Genomic DNA, 19,865 nt, shown 5'->3' with positions numbered 1-19,865 from the left:
TTTTCAAGCCTCGCCTTTTTATATTTCTAGTATGATTTAACGCTCAAACATCATTTCTAAAATTACCCTCCACTGAAAATCCTCTTTCAACTGCCAAATACGGATATAATTAAATTTCACAGCCTTATCCTTCGTATGAACAGTTGCTGTACCTTGAGAATAGGCGTATTCGCCGCTGTACGCTCTTCCAACTTTTAAGGGCTCTGTCACTATATCTATACGTTGCTTTTTGATAAAATTGACAACGTTACTCTTTCCCTCCATTTCGTTTTGCCATGGATAGTAAAATCGCACTTCATCTGCCATGAATTCATTATAGGCAGCTTCAGTATTTGATTTTGATATCGTAGAAAACAACTGATCTGTTGATAATACTATATCCTCACGCTGTTTTAAGCGCACTTGAGAACGATGTTTTAAATACCAAGAATCATCAGGTTCTTGGTACATTAGATCCTTTGCTGCTGCCTTACCGTAATTTTCTACCTCCGCACGCATATCCACTTTCCAAACACCCTTTTTATCTCGTTTCCAAATTATCAGATATTGTCCAAAACGTTTAATAGCGCCAACTTTTTGAAACTCCAAACTTCCAGAAGTCACACCAAACTCCAAACTTTTGGATACCAATGCAAAATTCGGCTCCCAAGTCATCACATCTGGAATATTAGGTCTGTTATTCAAATAATTGAAAGCATTAACTGCTGAAGGCACATAAAAAACTGATTCTTTATCGATAATTGAGGAGAAAGCAGTATGTGGACCTTGGCCTTTGGATATAATAGCAGCATTACGATCAGCAGTAATAAGTCCACCAACTTTTTCAGGAAGCTGAGCAAACAAAGACTGCGTAGTAAACATTGCTGTCGCTAATGATACAGATTTAAGAATAGTAATATAATTCATCTAAAATTATTTGCAATCTCTTAATCAAATCTTATTCCAAAGTGTTCCATCCTTGCTATCTTTTAATTGAATACCGATAGCTGAAAGTTCATTTCTGATTTTATCAGAGGTTGCGTAATCTTTATTTTGTTTCGCTTGATTGCGCAGGCTTATGACTAATTCCATCAATTTGTCCAGACTTTCGTTATCTGTCCCCAATTGGTCGTCTTTTAAGCCCATGATATCAAAAACGAAATCATTTAATAACTTTTTGATTTGTAATAAAGTTGCCTCGTCTACTTGTTGTTTACCATCGTAAATTGAATTAATTAAACGCACTAATTCGAATAACTCAGCAATCAATACTGGAGAATTAAAGTCATCATCCATCGCAGCATAACAACGTGCTGTCAAAGCATCCAAATCAATATCCATATTTGATTTTGCAGCAGGAACAATTTTTTCTAATATGGCTATAGCATTCATCAGGCGTTTATATCCTTTCTCCGCTGCATCCAGAGCATCATTTGAGAAATCCAATGTACTTCTATAATGCGCTTGCAACATGAAGAAACGAACTGCCATCGGCGAATAACCCTTATTTAAAAGCGGATGATTACCTGTGAATAATTCGCCGGGTAAAAACCCATTACCAGCTGACTTAGACATACGCGCTCCATTTACAGTTAGCATATTCGTATGCATCCAATATTTGGCAGGAGTAGTGTGATTACAAGCTTGAGATTGCGCTATTTCATTTGTGTGATGAGTAGCAGCCAAATCCATTCCACCACCGTGGATATCAAATTGGTCACCCAAATATTTGCGACTCATTGCCGAACATTCAATGTGCCAACCCGGAAAACCAACACTCCAAGGCGCTGGCCATTGCATGATATGCTCCGGTTTAGCTTTGATCCAAAGTGCAAAATCCAGTCTACCTTTCTTCTCATCCTGACCACCCAATTCTCTCGTGTTATTTAATAAATCCTCAAGATTACGATTTGTCAAGATGGTATAGTTATGCTCTTTGGTGTATTTGTCTACATCAAAATAAACCGTACCATTTACTTCATAAGCATAACCATTTGCAATGATTTGCTTCACCATTTCGATTTGCTCTGAAATGTGTCCTGTTGCTGTTGGCTCAATGCTAGGTGGAAGGGTATTAAACAGACGCAACATATCATGAAAACCAATTGTGTATTTCTGCACGATTTCCATCGGTTCTAACTGCTCCAACTTCGCTTTTTTAGCGAATTTGTCATCACCTTCGTCGTTATCACCTTCCAAGTGACCTGCGTCTGTAATATTACGGACGTAGCGCACTTTATACCCCAAATGAAGTAAGTATCGGAATATTAAATCAAAAGAAACAAAAGTTCTACAATTTCCTAAATGTACATCACTATAAACGGTAGGACCACATACATACATCCCAACTAGATTAGGATGTATCGGCTCAAACTTTTCTTTTTTACGTGTTAATGTATTATAAAGTACCAGATTGTGTTGCATATAGAACTCTAGCTTGCTTGATTTAAAAAATTATTTTTGTCTGAAATATACTTGAATAGGAACACCCGTGAAATCAAAGTTTTCACGCAATTTGTTCTCTACATAGCGTTTGTACGGATCTTTGATATACTGTGGCAAATTACAGAAGAAAGCAAACATCGGTGCCTTTCCTGGTAATTGCGTTGCGTATTTTACTTTGATGTACTTTCCTTTGATTGCCGGTGGCGGATAATTTTCAATTACACCCAACATCACTTCATTCAGTTTTGAAGTAGGAATTTTTTTAGTTTTATTACGATGTACTTCCATCGCTGTCTCCACAACTTTGAAAATACGTTGTTTCTCCGTCACAGATGTAAAAATAATAGGCACATCAGTGAAAGGTGCAATTTTTTCTCGGATACGAGCTTCAAACTCTTTCATTGTTTTGTTGTCTTTCTCAATAGTATCCCATTTATTGACTACGATAACAATACCTTTTTTGTTCTTTTCTGCTAAATGAAAAATATTAATATCCTGAGCTTCGATACCATCATTAGCATCCAACATTAATACAACTATATCTGAATCTTCTAATGCACGAATTGTACGCATAACCGAGTAAAACTCAATATCTTCGTTTACCTTACTTTTACGACGAAGACCTGCAGTATCTACCAATAAGAATTCGTGTCCAAATTGATTATAATGGATTTTAATAGTATCACGTGTCGTACCTGCGATATCGGTTACGATATTGCGATCAGTTCCTAATAATGCATTCGTCAAAGATGATTTACCTACATTCGGACGACCTACAATTGTAACCTTTGGAAGCGGGTCTTCTTCAACCTCTTCTTCAGGATCAGGAAAATGAGAAACTATTGCATCCAATAACTCACCTGTACCTGAACCCGTAGCTGATGACACATTATACACCTCACCTAAACCAAAAGCATAAAATTCGGTTGATTCGTGGTGCAATTTGGCGTGATCCACTTTATTAGCTACTACATAAACTGGTTTTGATGTACGGCGCAATAAATCTGCGATTTCGTCATCTAAATCAGTGATACCCACTTTCACGTCTACCATGAAAATAATCACAGAAGCTTCCTCAATAGCGATATGTACCTGATCACGAATAGCTTCCTCGAAGATATCATCCGAACCATGCACAAAACCACCTGTATCTATAACGGTGAATTTCTTACCAATCCACTCTGCCATCTCGTAATGACGGTCACGAGTCACCCCGCTAAAGTCATCTACAATAGCTTTTCTACTTTCTGTAAGACGGTTAAATAAAGTCGATTTTCCTACGTTAGGGCGACCTACAATTGCAACAATGTTTGCCATATTATTCTAAATAAATTAATCTCGCGCGTTACCATCTCGGCAACTCATTTCAAAATGAAATATAAGGCACAAAGTTACATAAAATAGATTGTATTCCTTTCAGGGAAATCTCATAAAGAAAAAGGACTCTTTACGTAGTAAAAAGCCCTTTCAAATGATATATTTTAGGAATTAATATCCAGAGTTCTGAATTAACACACCTTTACTCGCATCAATTGCAGATTGCGGTATTGGCCAGTATTCATTCTTACCCTTTTCAAAGGTTCTATTTTCAACAAAGAATCTATCTGTAAGATTTGTAAAAGTAACTTCACCTGTCGCAGAATTAACAGTTCCTTTTGATAATGATCCATAAACAGGACCATTCATCACTTGATCTGTAATTCCCCAACGTACAATATCAAATCTACGGCGACCCTCTCCCGCTAACTCAACTCGTAGCTCTCTTCTTACCAATTCGCGCAAGGCTGATTGAGAAGGATATTGACCAGCGTCAACTTTTGGCAAACCAGCACGCTCTCTGACCAAATTAATATTCTCATATACTGAATTATCAATTGAGTTCAATTCAATTTTTGCTTCCGCATTCAATAATAATATTTCAGCATAGCGCTGTACAATAATATTCACCCCAACATTCCACACATTAGAATAGCTAGATGGGTTTTGAATGTATTTACGATAATTATAACCTGAATTCGAAGCATTATCAGCGCTTGTTGGATGATCATTTGTATCCCCAAGTGGATCGAAGAATTTTCCATTATATGAAGCACCAGGATATACAATAGTTGCACTCAACCTCGGATCTCTTTTTTGAAAGGGCTGGGTTGCATCATAAACTGCTGATTGATTAATTGGCATTCCATCTATTGCTTCGTAGCTATCCACTAGGGATTGAAGTGGAACGATTGAACTCCAACCACCAATACTATTGGGTAGCATAATCCCTAAAGAGGTATAACCAAATTCATTTTGAATATGTTGAATATCAGATATAACTTCTGAGTTTCCTTCATTAGCCTCTTCAAAAAGAGCTGCGTAATCATTGAAAAGCTTATACACACCTAAATCAATGATTTGCTGAGTGACTTTAGCTACTTCTTGATGTTTATTTTGAAAAGCATAGACTCTAGACAAAAATCCTAAAGCCGCTCCTTTAGTCATTCTACCCTTTTCAGAAGCTGTTGCGGGTAAATCTGCTGCCGCAGCAGCCAATTCTTCTTCCAAAAATTTGTAAATCTCTTCTTTTGGTGTTCTTGGCACCTGTGACTCAGCAATTGTCAGGGTATTTTTGATTAAAGGTACATCACCAAACAACGTAACAAGATCAAGGTAGCGGTAAGCACGAATAGTACGTACTTCACCTATCAATCTCTTTTTCAAATCTTCGCTTATTGGTGCTTTATCAATATTTTCTAATATCCAATTTGCTCTACGTATAGTAGTGTATGTATATCTTGAAGATGCATTTCCTGGATTAGTTGCTGTTGCAGTACCATTTCCTAATGCCTGATACCCTTCGTGCGCAAAATCATTATTCGAATTATCAGAGACACAATCCATGTAGAAAATCTGACTACCTGATTCCCAACCGTTGTATAATCCTGTAACTGCAAATAGAACTTCCTTTTCTGTATTCCAAAAACCATTTTCATTAAGTTCTTTCAGCGGATATTGATCCAAACTCTCACATGACATCATGCCAATCAATCCCGCTAAACACAATACTTTATATTTTCTTAACATAATTTCCCTCTTAAAAGTTAATATTCAGACCCAATACATTTGTTTTTACTTGAGGATAAAAATTACCCCTAGAGTCCGCAGGTGCTTCCGGATCAAATCCTTTTGCGAAGCCAGTAAATGTCAACAAGTTTTGTCCACTATAATAAATTTTAGCACCTTTAACACCTACTTTTGCCAACAACTGCGACGAAAAATTATAGCCAAGTGTGATATTTTTTAGACGTAAATAACTTGCATTTTGAACCCAAAAGTCTGATGGATTTGACTCCGCTTTATTCTGAACCCATGATGTCAAAGCTCTTGGCATAGATCCATTTGGATTGTTTACTGGATGAAATCTATCTGCAAACATCTCCGTAGGTTTATCCGTACCTGAGATATTGCCTACTGCTTCGCCCCATAAATATCCCTGCACATCAGCAGCTCCTTGCCAAAACATATTTAAATCAAAATTTTTGTATGCAAAGTTTGACGTCAAACCGAATATATATTTCGGATCTGGAGAACCTAAATATACACGATCATTGCCATCTATTCGACCATCACCATTCTGATCTTTGTAAATCAAGTCACCAGCGCCAACTGTATTATTAACTCCTACTACGCCAGAATTTTTATATTCTTCATCCGAACGGTAAATACCTATTGTTTCGTAACCATAAAATGAACGCAAAGGAAGACCTAAATCTCTAACATAGAAAGTACTATGGGGCTCTGCGGAATTAGATTTCCATTCTAATATTTGGTTTTTGATATAAGATACATTTGCACCGATATCATATTTAAATTCACCAGATCTTTTGGAGTAATTAACCTGCAATTCCAATCCGCTATTTTTTACTTTACCCGCATTTTGAACTGGACTTGGAAGACCAAATTCTACAGGAACTGGCAAAGCCATATAGAGGCGATCTGTCGTTCTGTTGAAATAATCAACTACAAAAGACCAATTGTTTCTTAGGTTCAAGTCCATACCAACATTCGAGCTAATTGATCGCTCCCACAACAATGCTGGATTAGCAGCTACTGCTACTGCACCTCCTGACGTCAACCCTGAGCCAATTGGATAATTATATCCCGAACTGATCGTAAAAATTCCAGGATAATAGTTGTCTGCCGAAGGGTAAGCATTCTCACCTACACCTGCAGTAGTTTGATTCCCCAAAATACCCCAACCACCTCTGAATTTTAATTCAGAAATGTGATTCGCTAAGTTTGAGTTTTGGAAAAATTGCTCTTGAGAAACTCTCCATCCTGCCGAAAACGATGGAAAAGAATTCCATTTGTTAGTACCCACAAAACGTGAAGTACCATCATGTCTTAAATTTGCTTCAAACAAGTATTTACTATTAAAAGCATAATTCAAACGACCAAACCAAGAACGCAATATCAATTTTTGCGCACCACCATTAGCCTGTTGACCAGAAACATCCCCCAAATCTAACTCATGCAATTCTGTTCCTAAGAAATTCTGTCTATAACCTCTTGTAAAGTCAGCACGTCTAGTCTCGTCCATAAAACCAGCCAATGCATTGAAGTCATGTTTACCGACAGTTTTGTCAAAAGTTAATATGGATTGCAACGTTAACAATTCATCTTGGTTATTATAAACTGTTAAGTTATTTACCCCTTGTCTAAATGTTGGATCTCCAGTCTCATGGTTATAAAATTGTATTTCTTTCACAAATTTTGATGACATATTATCTCTAGGCTGGAAACTCACTACCTGCTTAAATTTTAAGCCCTCCACGATCTTGAATTCACCAGAGAAATTGATATGCGTGTGCTTATAAATCATTTCATCAGTAGATTTCATATCAAGCCAAGCTACGGGATTTCCGTCTCCATAGTAGCCATACACACCGTTAGAGTATTGATATGGAATAAAAGATGGGATACGATTTGCTTGTCTAAATATTTGAGCCATATCTCCTGTGTATGGGTTTACTGGCTCATCTATACGTTGATAATTATAGGATAAACCTAGATTCAAATTCAATCGCTCAGTCACTTGAGCACCTAAGTTTGTACGCAAATTATAACGGTCCGCCTTAGCTACCTCTATTACTCCTTTTTGTCCCATAAATCCTGCCGAGGCCATGTAATTCACTTTGTCAGTAGCTCCTGAGATCTGTACATTATGAGATTGTTGTAATCCCGACCCTGAGTAAAGTAGACCTAACCAATCTGTGTCTGGATATTTATCTCTGTCAGAAGAACTTCTGAACCCTTCGATATCTTCATCTGTAAACCTCAATGGAAGACCTTGGTTTGCTAATGCTTCATTCAAAATAACAGCATGATCATAGGAACGCATGTATTCAGGTAGACGTGTAGGATCTTGCATACCTACGTAACCCGAATAATTTAGTTGAGGTTCGCCAACCTTACCCTTTTTTGTAGTAACTAAAATCACACCATTAGCAGCTTTAGAGCCATAAATAGCCGCACTTGGTCCGTCTTTCAATACGGAAATATTTTCAATATCATTGGGATTAATATTGTTTAATGAACTTTCTACACCATCTACTAACACTAATGGATTAGCATTATTTGTAGTACCAAGTCCACGAACTCGAATAGTACCACCGTCCTTACCTGGCTGACCTGAGTTTTGTATTATAGTAACACCTGCAAACTTTCCTTGTAAGGCTGTAGACGCATTCGTAACTGGTCGATTTTCTAAATCTTTTGAACTAATTGCTTGAACAGCACCTGTAAGGTTTACCTTCTTTTGTGTACCAAAACCTACTACAACAACTTCATCCAAAGACTCTGTTGTGCTTTCAAGAAAAATGTTGAGACTATTCGAATCTATTTGTTTAGTAACGGAAGTATAACCGACCGCTCTTACCAATAAGGATTGACCTACCGAGGCTTTAATAGTAAATTCCCCCGCTTCATTTGTAGTAGTAACTATTGAAGGGTTATCCTTTAGGGTAACTGTTGCTCCCACTACAGGACCAGATTCATCGTGAATTTTGCCAGAAATAGTTTCTTGAGCAAAATCATTTAGCTTTAATGCATACTTCTCATGAGCAAACACAAATGACGCATTTGGCATCATCGTCGTGAGCAACAAAGCTGCTGCCAACGGTGTTACTTTTCTTAATTGAAAAGGCATTCCTAATCTATTGTTCATAAGTAATTGAATATATAATTGTTATCGTGTGATGTCATAATCTACATTATGGTTTTTCAATATTAACTTATTATTATGGAAATATGAAGACATTAAGAAACGAAAACGATTGCATAAACAATATATTGCTTATTAACAATAATTTATGTCTATTTTAAATATATCAATCATTATTAAAAAAATACAATTTGTTTCAAATGAAATAGTTGCATGAGAAATATAGAAATTTGGAACAAAAAAAAGCCTCACACCGAAGTGTAAGGCTTTAATTTTAGTAGCGGGAGCCAGACTCGAACTGACGACCTTCGGGTTATGAGCCCGACGAGCTACCACTGCTCCATCCCGCATTATATTTTACAATTTCTAACCTCGCGTTAGACTTATTCTTTAGTAGCGGGGACCAGACTCGAACTGATGACCTTCGGGTTATGAGCCCGACGAGCTACCACTGCTCCACCCCGCATTATATTTTACAATTTCTAACCTCGTGTTAGACTTATTTTTTAGTAGCGGGAGCCAGACTCGAACTGACGACCTTCGGGTTATGAGCCCGACGAGCTACCACTGCTCCATCCCGCATTATATTTATAATATCTAACCTCGCGTTAGACTTATTTTTAGTAGCGGGGACCAGACTCGAACTGATGACCTTCGGGTTATGAGCCCGACGAGCTACCACTGCTCCACCCCGCATTATATTTTATATGTCAAAATCTTTGTTCTTTATGCCAAAATCAAAGATTATTTACTCCCTTAATTGGAGTACAAAGATATTATTTGTTTCTTTGTAAAACAAATAAATAACAAAAAAATGTCACATAAAGCTGGGTTCGTAAGTATAATTGGAAAGCCTAATGCGGGTAAGTCTACGCTAATGAACGCTTTAGTAGGTGAAAAGATGTCTATCATTACCCCTAAAGCGCAAACTACTCGTCACCGTATAATGGGTATTGTGAACGATGAAAATCATCAAATTATATTTTCGGACACTCCCGGAGTGATAAAACCTAAGTATTCTCTGCAAGAATCTATGATGAGTTTTGTAGAAGGTTCACTTATTGATGCTGATGTAATTTTATTCGTCACGGATATTCATGAGAAATATGATGAACACGACGTACTAGAGAAATTACGCAATACTTCTTCCCCCGTAGCAGTGTTAATTAATAAAATCGATAAATCTTCTGAAGAGGAAGTTAGAGAGAAAATAGAATTTTGGAAGGAAAAATTAAATCCTGAGGCTATCTTCGCGATGTCGGCTTTGTTAGGATACAATGTCCCTCCTATTATGAGCTACATCAAGGAAAAGCTTCCTATACATCCGCCATATTACGAAAAGGATGAATTAACAGATAAATCCATGCGCTTTTTTGTATCGGAGATTATTCGTGAGAAAATATTCAAATTATACGATAAAGAAATCCCTTATAGCACTGAAGTAGCCGTAACGTCCTACAAAGAAGAAGGTCATATCACGCGCATAGCAGCAGAAATCTATGTAGAACGTGATTCGCAAAAGAATATCATCATTGGGAAAGCTGGCGCTATGATCAAGAAAGTTGGCACTTATGCACGTCAAGACATCGAAGAATTTATCGGAGGAAAAGTATTCTTAGAAGTTTTTGTCAAAGTTGTTCCTGATTGGAGAGCTAAGAAAAATATCTTAAAAAGATTTGGTTACGAAGACTAAAAAAAATAAGCAACTGTTCACACTAGCTGCTTATTATTGAAAATATTCTCGAAGTGCTTTTATCTGTTTCAGATTAAGCACTTTTTTTAGTTCTTCATCAGATTGCTCTTTTATACGCTTCACAGATTTAAACTCTTTCAAAAGCTTCTCAACCGTTGTTTTTCCTATACTAGGAATATTTTCCAATTCAGAGACAAAAGTCTTGCGACTTCGCTGATTACGATGAAATGTGATACCAAAACGATGCGCTTCATCCCGCATATGCTGAATAATCTTCAACGTTTCAGATTTTTTGTCTAAATACAATGGATATTGGTCACCTGGATAAAACAATTCCTCCAAACGCTTTGCGATACCGATAACTGTTACTTTTTTCTCAATACCCAAAAGTCTTAAACTTTTCAGTGCAGCGCCCAATTGCCCTTTACCACCATCAATGACTATTAATTGTGGTAACTCGTGTCCTTCGTCCAACATACGTCTATAGCGACGATGCACAGCCTCCTCCATCGTAGCGAAGTCATTGGGACCTTCGACTGTTTTCACATTGAAATGCCTGTAATCCTTCTTAGAAGGTTTCGCATCCTTAAAAACAACAACTGCAGATACAGGAAAATTCCCTTGAATATTCGAGTTATCAAAACACTCAATATGTCTTGGCAATACATTCAGACGTAAATCTTTCTGCATTTGCAGTAATAAGCGATCTGTTCGCACCTCTGGATTTAGCTTCTCATATTGTAGCATTCTTTCCTTTTTGAAATAAGCTACATTTTTCAGTGATAAATCCAGCAACTTACGCTTATCACCCAATTTAGGAACAGTGAATTTCACAAATTCAGGTATTCCCTCGATTTCTAAATCAAAAGGCACAATGATTTCTCGTGATAAAGATTTATAACGATTTCGAATTTCGGGAATAGCGATTTGTAGCAACTCTGCATCTGTTTCGTCCAGTCGCTTCTTCATCTCCAAGGTTTGCGTCTGAATTACAACACCATTAACCACTTTCAAGAAATTCACGAAAGCCAAACTATCATCCGAAGCTATACTAAATACATCAACATTGGTAATTGACGAACTTACAACTGTAGATTTGGACTGGTAATTATCAAGTTTATCAAGCTTGCTTTTGAGATGATGCGCTAATTCAAAATTTAGTGAAGAGGCTGCTTCATTCAATTGGTCTTTAATTCTATTTTTTACAACCGCAATCTTACCATTCAAAATATCTTTTATATCCGAAAGATTCTGGTCATAGTCTTCTAAAGATTGTAAACCCTCACAAGGTCCTTTACAATTCCCGATTTGATATTCTAAACAAACTTTATATTTCCCTTTTGCAATTTGCTCTGGAGCCAAATTTAAATTACATGTACGTAATGGAAACAATTCGCGAATCGTATCCAATACAATATGCATCATCCCAACAGAGGCGTATGGACCAAAATAAGTAGAACCGTCCTTAATGTATTTTCTCGTCCAAAAAACGCGTGGAAAGTATTCATTTTTGATAACAATCCAAGGGTAGGTTTTGTCATCCTTGAGCATGACATTGTACCGAGGCTTATGCTTTTTAATAAGGTTATTTTCGAGTAACCAAGCGTCTATTTCCGTATCTACTATCGTGAAAGCAATACGTTGAATCTTACGTACTAATACTCTCGTTTTGGAATTGAGTTGTCTATCATTTACAAAATAAGAACTCACACGATTTCTTAAATCTTTAGCCTTCCCTACATAAATTAATATATCTTCTTTATCAAAATATTGATAAACCCCAGGCTTGTGTGGAATTTTTTTTAACTCTTCTTTGTAATCAAACGAACTCATCAATTCAAAATAAAAATGCCAGACAACAAATTACAAAAATTCATTGTCTGGCGTATTATTAATTGTAAAAATTTTAAAAACCTAAACGGTCGTCCTGTAACTCTGGCTCTTGCGGTTCTCCGCCGTGATAAACTCCGCCATATTGCGAACAATCTATTGTACGAGTCAATCCTCCTGGAGGTTCAGGAAAATCACCCTTTGAATACTTAAGTTTACTGTCAGCATAGACACGCTTCATATACAACCCAAAAACAGGCAGAGCTGCCGCCGCACCTTGTCCATATTGCATATTACTAAAGCTAATACTTCGATCCTCAGCTCCTGTCCATACCCCAGTCACCAATTCAGGCGTAACACCAATAAACCAAGCATCCGAATTATCATTAGTAGTACCTGTTTTCCCGCCCATTGGGTAAGTCAAGCCACCAAACTCCGCACGACGCAAACGGCTAGCTGTACCACCATCTACAACACCTTTCAACATGTCGACCATTATATAGGCTGACTCACTATTTAATACTTTTTTGATATCAGGTCTATTTTCATAAAGTACTGTACCATCCTTGGTTTCAACCCGCAAAATCATCATTGGTTTAATCCATGTACCGTGATTGACAAATGCTGAATAAGCCCCCACCATATCGTATACTGATGCTTCATAAGCACCTAATGAAATGGAAGGATAGTTCGGAACATTAGACGTAATTCCCATCTTACGCGTTAGGTCAGCGACATTAGAAGCTCCAACCAAATTTATCAAATATGCTGTAGCATAGTTTTGAGAATATTTCAAAGCATTTTTTAGCGTAATTGGATTTCCTCCTTGAACAGTTCCTCTCGGCGTCCAATCACCATAAGTTTGTTGATAATTAGGAATTGGCTGACAAGGGGAATAATCATTATCAATAGCGACAGCATACGTAAATGGCTTGGCAGTAGAACCAACTTGGCGGATACCCATCTTTACTTGATCGTATTTGTAATGCTCAAAATTGATACCGCCGACCCAGGCTTTAATATGACCTGTTTTTGGCTCCATAGACATCATGGAATTACGTAATATCAATTTATTATACTTAATAGAATCCATTGGCGTCATGACAGTATCCACATTTCCACGCCAAGTGAAAATTGTCATCTCCGTCTTAGTATTGAATGCCTTTTTAATCTCTTCATCCGAAGCACCATCTTGCTTCATTTGTATATAGCGATCCGAACGGCGCATACCTGCGTCTAACAATTTAGCGCGGTCACCTGTGAAGGCATTACGATTTCGCCATTGCTTGTTAAATTCATTTTGCAATTTTTGCATCCACTCCTTTTGGGCTGTTTCTGCATACTCTTGCATATCATAATTGATTGGTGTATATATTTTCAAACCATCTCTATCCAAATTGTATGGCGTTCCATCTTCTTTGGTGATCCCCAATCGCTGAAATTCTTTCTTTATCTCATCCTTCAAGACAGCTCGAAAATATGGTGCTAACCCTTCACCATAACTAGACACATTCAAGTCTAATTTCAATGGATTATTCTTTGCAGTTTCAAATTCCACATCAGTAATGAAACCTTCTTTACGCATATTGTCCATTACTAAATTACGTCTTGCCTCAGAACGTTCCTTATTTCTAACTGGAGAATATAATGATGGACCTTTCAACATACCAACTAATACAGCTGCTTCTTCTACCTTCAATTTGTCAGGTGTAGTATTGAAAAATGTTCGTGACGCAGATTTAATTCCGTAAGTATTTTTATAACCAAAATCAACCGTATTAAAGTACATCATAATGATTTCCTCTTTGGTATAGTTACGTTCTAATCTTACCGCAGTAATCCATTCTTGCAATTTCTGCATAATACGTTTTATAGTACTGCGCTCTCTCTTTTCGGCAAAGAGATTTAAAGCTAATTGCTGGGTAATGGTACTACCACCTTGCTTATTACCCATTAAGGTATGAAACACTGTTGTTATCGTACGGGAATAATCAATACCTGAATGACCATAGAAACGCTTATCTTCTGTAGATATGAGCGCATGAACTAAATGCGGAGATAAATCTTTGTACTCTATATTCGAACGGTTTTCTTTATAATAAGTTCCTAGCACTCTATTATCATCGGTTAGGATTTCAGAAGCAAGATTGCTTTGTGGATTTTCTAATTCGTCAAAACTAGGTAACTTACCAAATAAACCGATGCGAACTAAAAATAGAAATAGGGCGACAAAACCAATTCCACCCAAAAGGATCATCCAAAATCTTTTGGTGTAGCGTTTAATATCTTCTGCAGACAGCTTACTATTCTTTGCTTCTCTCTTCATGCTAATTCGTAGTACTCTACTTTATTATATATTTTCTAAATACTCGTATATCTGAGACTTATCTTTCAGTTTTCCAATATCATTTTTTGGAATTACAAAGGTAGTATATTTTTTTCTCCAACCTTTATTATTTCAGGATGGAAATTCAGAATATTTACTACATAATCTTTCTCTTTATCAATTGGATCGAATTGTCAATACTATTTGTAAGCTCTAAACCACACAGATGAGATTATGTCCAAAGCCAAAATTATACGACCCTATTTATGGTGATTGATACTCAATAAATGATCCAAATTTTGAATTTAACTACTTATCCATTTTATTGCTATCATAATGGCTCTTGGAAAATTTCATTTCTTACTTAATATCATGAATTATAATGGTTTGCTTAAAGAAACATCAGTACTTGGCACATGAAGAAATAATTTATAAATGCTGTTATGTTTATTACCTTTAAGATAGAATATGAAAGAAGCACAGTCTAAAGGATTATTATTTATATTTATTACTGTTGTAATTGACTCAATTGGTTTGGGAATTATCATCCCCGTAATGCCAAAATTAATTCAAGAATTAATAGACGGAGATTTGAGTGCTGCATCCAAATATGGCGGATGGCTTGTATTTGTATATGCTTTTGCTCAATTTTTCTTCGCTTCTTTGCTCGGAAATTTAAGCGACAAATATGGTCGAAGACCAATTCTACTTTTTTCATTATTTGGCTTTTGCATCAATTATATTTTGACTGGACTTGCACCTTCTATTCTTTGGCTATTTGTTGGTAGATTGGTGGCAGGTATTTCAGGCGCAAGCCATACTGTTGCAGCAGCTTACATAGCAGATATCAGCACCCCACAGAAAAAAGCTCAAAATTTCGGCTTATTAGGCGCCGCATTTGGTTTAGGCTTTATACTAGGACCTGTACTAGGAGGAGTATTGGGACAATACGGGGCAAGAGTACCATTCTTCGCTGCTGCAGGCCTATGTCTATTGAATGCTATTTATGGTTACTTTGTAATACCCGAATCATTGAAGCCAGAACTACGAAGACCCTTTAATTGGAAAAATGCAAATCCCATAGGAGCATTCAAACACATTAAATCATATCCAAATATATTACCCTTATTTGTCTGTATATTTTTAGTCAATATCGCTGCCAATGCTGTACAAAGCACTTGGTCTTATTATACAATGGAAAAATTTCATTGGGATGAACGAATGGTGGGACTTTCTCTTGGCTTTGTAGGGACTTTGTTAATGATTGTACAAGCTGGCTTAATTCGAATCATTATTCCCAAAATAGGTCTTCAAAAATCAATAATAACCGGGTTAATCTTATATGTCCTAGCTTACTCTTTATTCGGGTTTGCTACAGCTAGTTGGATGATGTACGCAATCAGTATATTTTTTGTTTCGGCAGGGATTGCTGGGCCTGCACTACAAAGTTATATTTCGGATCGTATCCCTTCCAACGAACAAGGTCAAATACAAGGAGGTATAACCTCTGTCATTAGTTTGACCTCTATTATAGGACCATTAGTGATGACGACTCTATTCTCGTATTTTTCTAAAAAAGAAGTGCACCCATATTTTCCAGGTGCACCATTTATTTTAGCTGCTATATTAGCAATAATAACCTTGATAATTGCTAGTTTGTATTTTAGAAGGAAATAGCTTCTACTTGTGAATCAAGCAGACAGCATAAGCAACAACACCTTCTTCACGACCTATGAATCCCATAGTTTCATTTGTTGTGGCCTTTATTGAAATATCTTCTACATCAAGACCAGAGGCTTCAGCAATTTTTTCTTTCATTTCTGGTATATAAGGTTTTATTTTTGGTGCTTCAAGGCAAAGCATTGCGTCAATATTACCTATACTCCAACCTTTTTCGTTTATTAAACGGATACATTCTTTCAATAATAATAAACTGCTCACACCTTTCCATTTCATATCCGTATTTGGAAAATGATAACCAATATCTTCCAAATTAGCTGCCCCAAGAATTGCATCACAAATAGCGTGAACAAGCACATCTGCATCCGAGTGCCCAAAAGCTCCTGCGTGATGCTCTAATTTTACACCCCCTAATATGAAAGGATGCCCTCCTTTAATTTGATGTACATCGAAACCAAATCCTACTTTAATTTTCATAATAGACGAAATTAAGATTTTAAAAGGACATAAAGCAGACTAATTATAGTTAACTTGGCACAACAATCGACAAAATGTACAAAATTCTACATAAGAGTTTTCTCTATCTTCTAAAATAATTTATATTTTTGAATGTTACTAAAAAATCCAATTCGATCCTACTATGCATAGAATGCGTATACTTATAGCAGCGATATTTATTACGGTAAATTTATTCAACTTTTATTCGTGTAAAAACAAGAGAAATAATTTTTCCGATAAGACAGGTGTCAAATATAATGACCCCAATAATGGAGGGCTTCAAATAAATCGAAAAGTTAAAGAAGCACCAGGCCCAGGTCTAATTGCTATCGAAGGCGGTACTTTCGTGATGGGAGGAAGTCTTAATGAGGATGTAGCCTATTCACATGACAATCTAAAACGTCGTGTTACCGTTGCTTCGTTTTATATAGATGAAACTGAAGTTTCCAATGCAGATTGGCTAGAATATTTACACTGGATATCGCAGAATTTTCCTCAAGATCGTAAAATGTATTACGATGCACTACCAGATTCTTTGGTATGGCGCAACCCTCTTTCTTATAACGAGCCTTACGTGAATTTTTATTTACGTCACCCTTCATTCCAAGACTATCCAGTAGTTGGTGTAACTTGGGAACAGGCTAATGCTTATTCGCAATGGCGTACAGATCGTGTCAACGAACATATTCTGAGACAACGAGGTATATTGGCTGATTATAAAACTGCAAGTCAAAATCAAAATAACCAACCTTTCAATTCGGAGATATACTTAAATGGTCAAATACAAGGTCAAGGAGTCGATGGCAAAAATATGCCTAAAGACAATAGACCAGGAGCGCAACAGAATGCTCGTCGTACCGCACGTATGGAAGATGGTATATTGAAACAAGCATATCGATTGCCGACAGAAGCAGAATGGGAATATGCAGCATTGGGACTTGTTGGAAATACTTATGAAGGCAACATTGAATCCAACAAAACTTATCCATGGAATGGTCTGGGTGTACGTGATCATAAGCGTCGTACACAAGGACGTATGATGGCGAACTTTAAAATTACAAGTGGTAATAACATGGGTGTTGCAGGCGATTTGAATGATGGTGGAGATATTACCGTTCCAGTAAAAAGCTATAAACCAAATGATTTCGGCTTATATAATATGGCTGGAAATGTCAATGAGTGGGTAAGCGATGTGTATCGCCAACTGTCTTTCGAAGATTTTGAAGATTTTAATCCATATCGTGGTCATGTCTTTATGGACAACCAATATGAGAATGCTGAGACGGGTAAATTAGCCAAAGATCAATATGGAAGACCTATAAAAGTGGCTGCTAAAGCTCCTCGTAAGCAGACATGGGAAGAACTGCAAGCTGGACAAAACAGCCAACAAACTACTTATGACAGTGATGTTCGCGGTTTCAAAGATGAAGAACAAAAAGAGTTATACGGTAAAACAACGTTGATAAATGATAAATCAAGAGTATACAAAGGTGGCTCTTGGAATGATCGAGCATACTGGTTGAATCCAGGAACACGTCGTCATATGCAGCAAGATGAATCGAATGCCATGATAGGTTTTAGATGCGCAATGACAATGGTAGGAAATGTATTTGGTCCCAAAAAATAATTAACATTATTATAAAACATTCTTTCATTACAGGTGAAATTAAATCAAAAAGAGTTCAATTGATAAATACAATTGAACTCTTTTTTTGCTATTTATCCCTTATAGAATATTAAGCTATATATCTAAAAGATAATTTAAATGAATGCTTAGTTAGCGATATTTAAGAATACTACTGCCATAACTAATCGAGCAAGCTTACTATACAATGGGAGTAATTCAAAATTTATCACATCAGTATACTCTCTATAAGTACCTCAAAAAACTCCAAAGCTTTCTATTATATAAATAATACTTATCATTTTGATTTGCATAAGCTTCTCTTTCAAAACAAATATTTAAATACGCTTTATCAAAATTTCTATATTTTAAGAAACGTATCAAAAATTCAAGCAAATACCATATGTAAAATGGTATAACAAAAAGTTCTAAAGCCTGTGCAATATGAATTCGTTCATGATTCAATAAAATTTTATCATATTTTTGATTAGGGGTACGCAAAAATATAAACGGAAAAATAGTTATAGCATCTGCCTTACCTATAGAAAACACTTTAGTCCAAAATTTGCTTATAAAAATCTTACCTTTCATCCATACAAGTATACATATTCTATTACAACTATTATTCCTAACTTTTATATATGGAAGCTAGATTGTATATTTGTTAATACAAAATAAAGCACGATTCAAGCATGCCTTACAAAGAACGAGAAATCAATAAATTGTATTATACAATGGGAGAAGTTACTGAGATGTTTGACGTCAATGCTTCTCAAATTCGTTTTTATGAACGTGAATTTGATATTCTTCAACCCAAAAAAAATAAAAAAGGTAATCGCCTCTTTACAAAGGAGGATATCGCTAATTTGAAAATAATTTTCAATTTGGTAAAAGATAAGGGTTATACTTTGCAAGGCGCACGCGAATACTTGAAAACAAATAAGTCAGAAGCAAAAGAGAACCAACGTGTTGTTGATTCTCTTGAGCGATTAAAATCATTTTTAATAGAGGTACGGGACAGTTTATAAAACTCACTTTTCTTATCTTGTAAAAATCGAGCTCTTGTAATATATAAGAGCTCGATTTTTTTAATATATTTTTATAATATTATTATTACAAACACCTACCATTTCATATTTATATATGATCAATAATATTAAATAATGGTTCATTCATTATGAAACTATCTAATAATTTTGATTTAAAAAACCCATAACAAAAAACCCCTTATCATTTTATTGATAAGGGGTTTGTATAAAAAAAGGCACCGACCTACTCTCCCACCTGTTACGGCAATACCATCGGCTCGGGCGGGCTTAACTTCTCTGTTCGGAATGGGAAGAGGTGAACACCGCCGATATAGGCACCTAAAAATCTTATTTAATGTTTAATGTTAAAGTATCAATTGTTAATTAGCAATGAAATCAGTCATTAACCATTTACAAGTATACATCAACCATTAAATTGACATACTATTGAAAGAAAAAATAGAAACTAAGAAGAAGACAACAGTTACTATCCGCTTGGAAAGCTTCGGGCTATTAGTACTACTCAGCTTTGGTCTCTCAACCTTTACACCTGTAGC

General features: G+C 36.2%; 13 protein-coding genes, 4 tRNA genes and 1 rRNA gene. 4 read left to right on the top strand and 14 right to left on the bottom strand.

Annotated elements, in window-relative coordinates; all coding sequences use genetic code 11:
- Positions 1-36: 36 nt before the first annotated feature.
- The 9 genes from GOQ17_RS14260 to GOQ17_RS14220 form a co-directional block, all read right to left on the bottom strand.
- Entirely contained in the window at positions 37-906 is an 870-nt protein-coding gene (locus tag GOQ17_RS14260) for a DUF4440 domain-containing protein (protein ID WP_159638461.1), read from the bottom strand.
- 24 nt (positions 907-930) lie between these two features.
- Entirely contained in the window at positions 931-2,403 is a 1,473-nt protein-coding gene (cysS, locus tag GOQ17_RS14255; protein ID WP_159638459.1) for a cysteine--tRNA ligase, read from the bottom strand.
- A gap of 30 nt (positions 2,404-2,433) precedes the next feature.
- A complete protein-coding gene (gene der / locus GOQ17_RS14250) occupies positions 2,434-3,741 on the bottom strand; it encodes a ribosome biogenesis GTPase Der (protein ID WP_159638457.1) in 1,308 nt (435 codons plus the stop codon).
- A 171-nt stretch (positions 3,742-3,912) separates the two neighbouring features.
- Positions 3,913-5,490 (bottom strand): RagB/SusD family nutrient uptake outer membrane protein, encoded by a 1,578-nt coding sequence (locus GOQ17_RS14245; protein ID WP_159638455.1) that lies wholly within the window; start codon positions 5,488-5,490, stop codon positions 3,913-3,915.
- A gap of 10 nt (positions 5,491-5,500) precedes the next feature.
- Positions 5,501-8,632 (bottom strand): SusC/RagA family TonB-linked outer membrane protein, encoded by a 3,132-nt coding sequence (locus GOQ17_RS14240; RefSeq protein WP_236537162.1) that lies wholly within the window; start codon positions 8,630-8,632, stop codon positions 5,501-5,503.
- Between the two features lie 275 nt (positions 8,633-8,907).
- Positions 8,908-8,979, bottom strand: a tRNA-Met gene (locus GOQ17_RS14235).
- Between the two features lie 44 nt (positions 8,980-9,023).
- A tRNA-Met gene (locus tag GOQ17_RS14230) sits at positions 9,024-9,095 on the bottom strand.
- Between the two features lie 44 nt (positions 9,096-9,139).
- Positions 9,140-9,211, bottom strand: a tRNA-Met gene (locus GOQ17_RS14225).
- A 42-nt stretch (positions 9,212-9,253) separates the two neighbouring features.
- Positions 9,254-9,325: transfer RNA gene (locus GOQ17_RS14220), tRNA-Met, on the bottom strand.
- A gap of 118 nt (positions 9,326-9,443) precedes the next feature.
- Between GOQ17_RS14220 and era the strand changes: the two genes are divergently transcribed.
- Positions 9,444-10,322 (top strand): GTPase Era, encoded by an 879-nt coding sequence (era, locus tag GOQ17_RS14215; RefSeq protein WP_159638453.1) that lies wholly within the window; start codon positions 9,444-9,446, stop codon positions 10,320-10,322.
- 33 nt (positions 10,323-10,355) lie between these two features.
- Here the strand turns inward: era and uvrC are convergent, their stop codons facing one another.
- Both uvrC and GOQ17_RS14205 read right to left on the bottom strand, forming a co-directional pair.
- Complete coding sequence (gene uvrC / locus GOQ17_RS14210; RefSeq protein ID WP_159638451.1) at positions 10,356-12,155, bottom strand: excinuclease ABC subunit UvrC; 1,800 nt, start codon at positions 12,153-12,155, stop codon at positions 10,356-10,358.
- A 73-nt stretch (positions 12,156-12,228) separates the two neighbouring features.
- Positions 12,229-14,478, bottom strand: a complete 2,250-nt coding sequence (locus GOQ17_RS14205; protein ID WP_159638449.1) for a penicillin-binding protein 1A — start codon at positions 14,476-14,478, stop codon at positions 12,229-12,231.
- Positions 14,479-14,946: 468 nt separating this feature from the next.
- On the opposite strand from GOQ17_RS14205, the gene GOQ17_RS14200 reads away from it, so the two are divergent.
- Positions 14,947-16,155, top strand: a complete 1,209-nt coding sequence (locus tag GOQ17_RS14200; RefSeq protein WP_159638447.1) for a TCR/Tet family MFS transporter — start codon at positions 14,947-14,949, stop codon at positions 16,153-16,155.
- 3 nt (positions 16,156-16,158) lie between these two features.
- On the opposite strand, the gene ispF is transcribed toward GOQ17_RS14200, so the two are convergent.
- Complete coding sequence (ispF, locus tag GOQ17_RS14195; protein WP_159638445.1) at positions 16,159-16,635, bottom strand: 2-C-methyl-D-erythritol 2,4-cyclodiphosphate synthase; 477 nt, start codon at positions 16,633-16,635, stop codon at positions 16,159-16,161.
- A 163-nt stretch (positions 16,636-16,798) separates the two neighbouring features.
- Between ispF and GOQ17_RS14190 the strand changes: the two genes are divergently transcribed.
- Positions 16,799-18,283, top strand: coding sequence for an SUMF1/EgtB/PvdO family nonheme iron enzyme (locus GOQ17_RS14190; RefSeq protein WP_159638443.1), 1,485 nt, complete (start codon positions 16,799-16,801; stop codon positions 18,281-18,283).
- 243 nt (positions 18,284-18,526) lie between these two features.
- Here the strand turns inward: GOQ17_RS14190 and GOQ17_RS14185 are convergent, their stop codons facing one another.
- Positions 18,527-18,871 carry a hypothetical protein gene (locus GOQ17_RS14185; protein WP_201288630.1) on the bottom strand — a complete coding sequence of 115 codons (345 nt, stop codon included), beginning with the start codon at positions 18,869-18,871 and terminating at the stop codon, positions 18,527-18,529.
- A gap of 101 nt (positions 18,872-18,972) precedes the next feature.
- Here GOQ17_RS14185 and GOQ17_RS14180 point away from each other — a divergent pair, with 101 nt between their 5' ends.
- On the top strand, positions 18,973-19,308 hold the full coding sequence (locus tag GOQ17_RS14180; protein WP_159638441.1) for a MerR family transcriptional regulator: 336 nt from the start codon (positions 18,973-18,975) through the stop codon (positions 19,306-19,308).
- A gap of 231 nt (positions 19,309-19,539) precedes the next feature.
- Here GOQ17_RS14180 and rrf read toward each other — a convergent pair.
- A 5S ribosomal RNA gene (gene rrf, locus GOQ17_RS14175) occupies positions 19,540-19,651 on the bottom strand.
- Between the last annotated feature and the right edge of the window lie 214 nt (positions 19,652-19,865).

Origin of the sequence: Sphingobacterium composti (genome assembly GCF_009829075.1) — a bacterium.
Lineage (GTDB): Bacteria > Bacteroidota > Bacteroidia > Sphingobacteriales > Sphingobacteriaceae > Sphingobacterium > Sphingobacterium composti.
The sequence above is the reverse complement of the archived record's forward strand: the minus strand, read 5'-3'. Positions and strand labels throughout refer to the sequence as shown.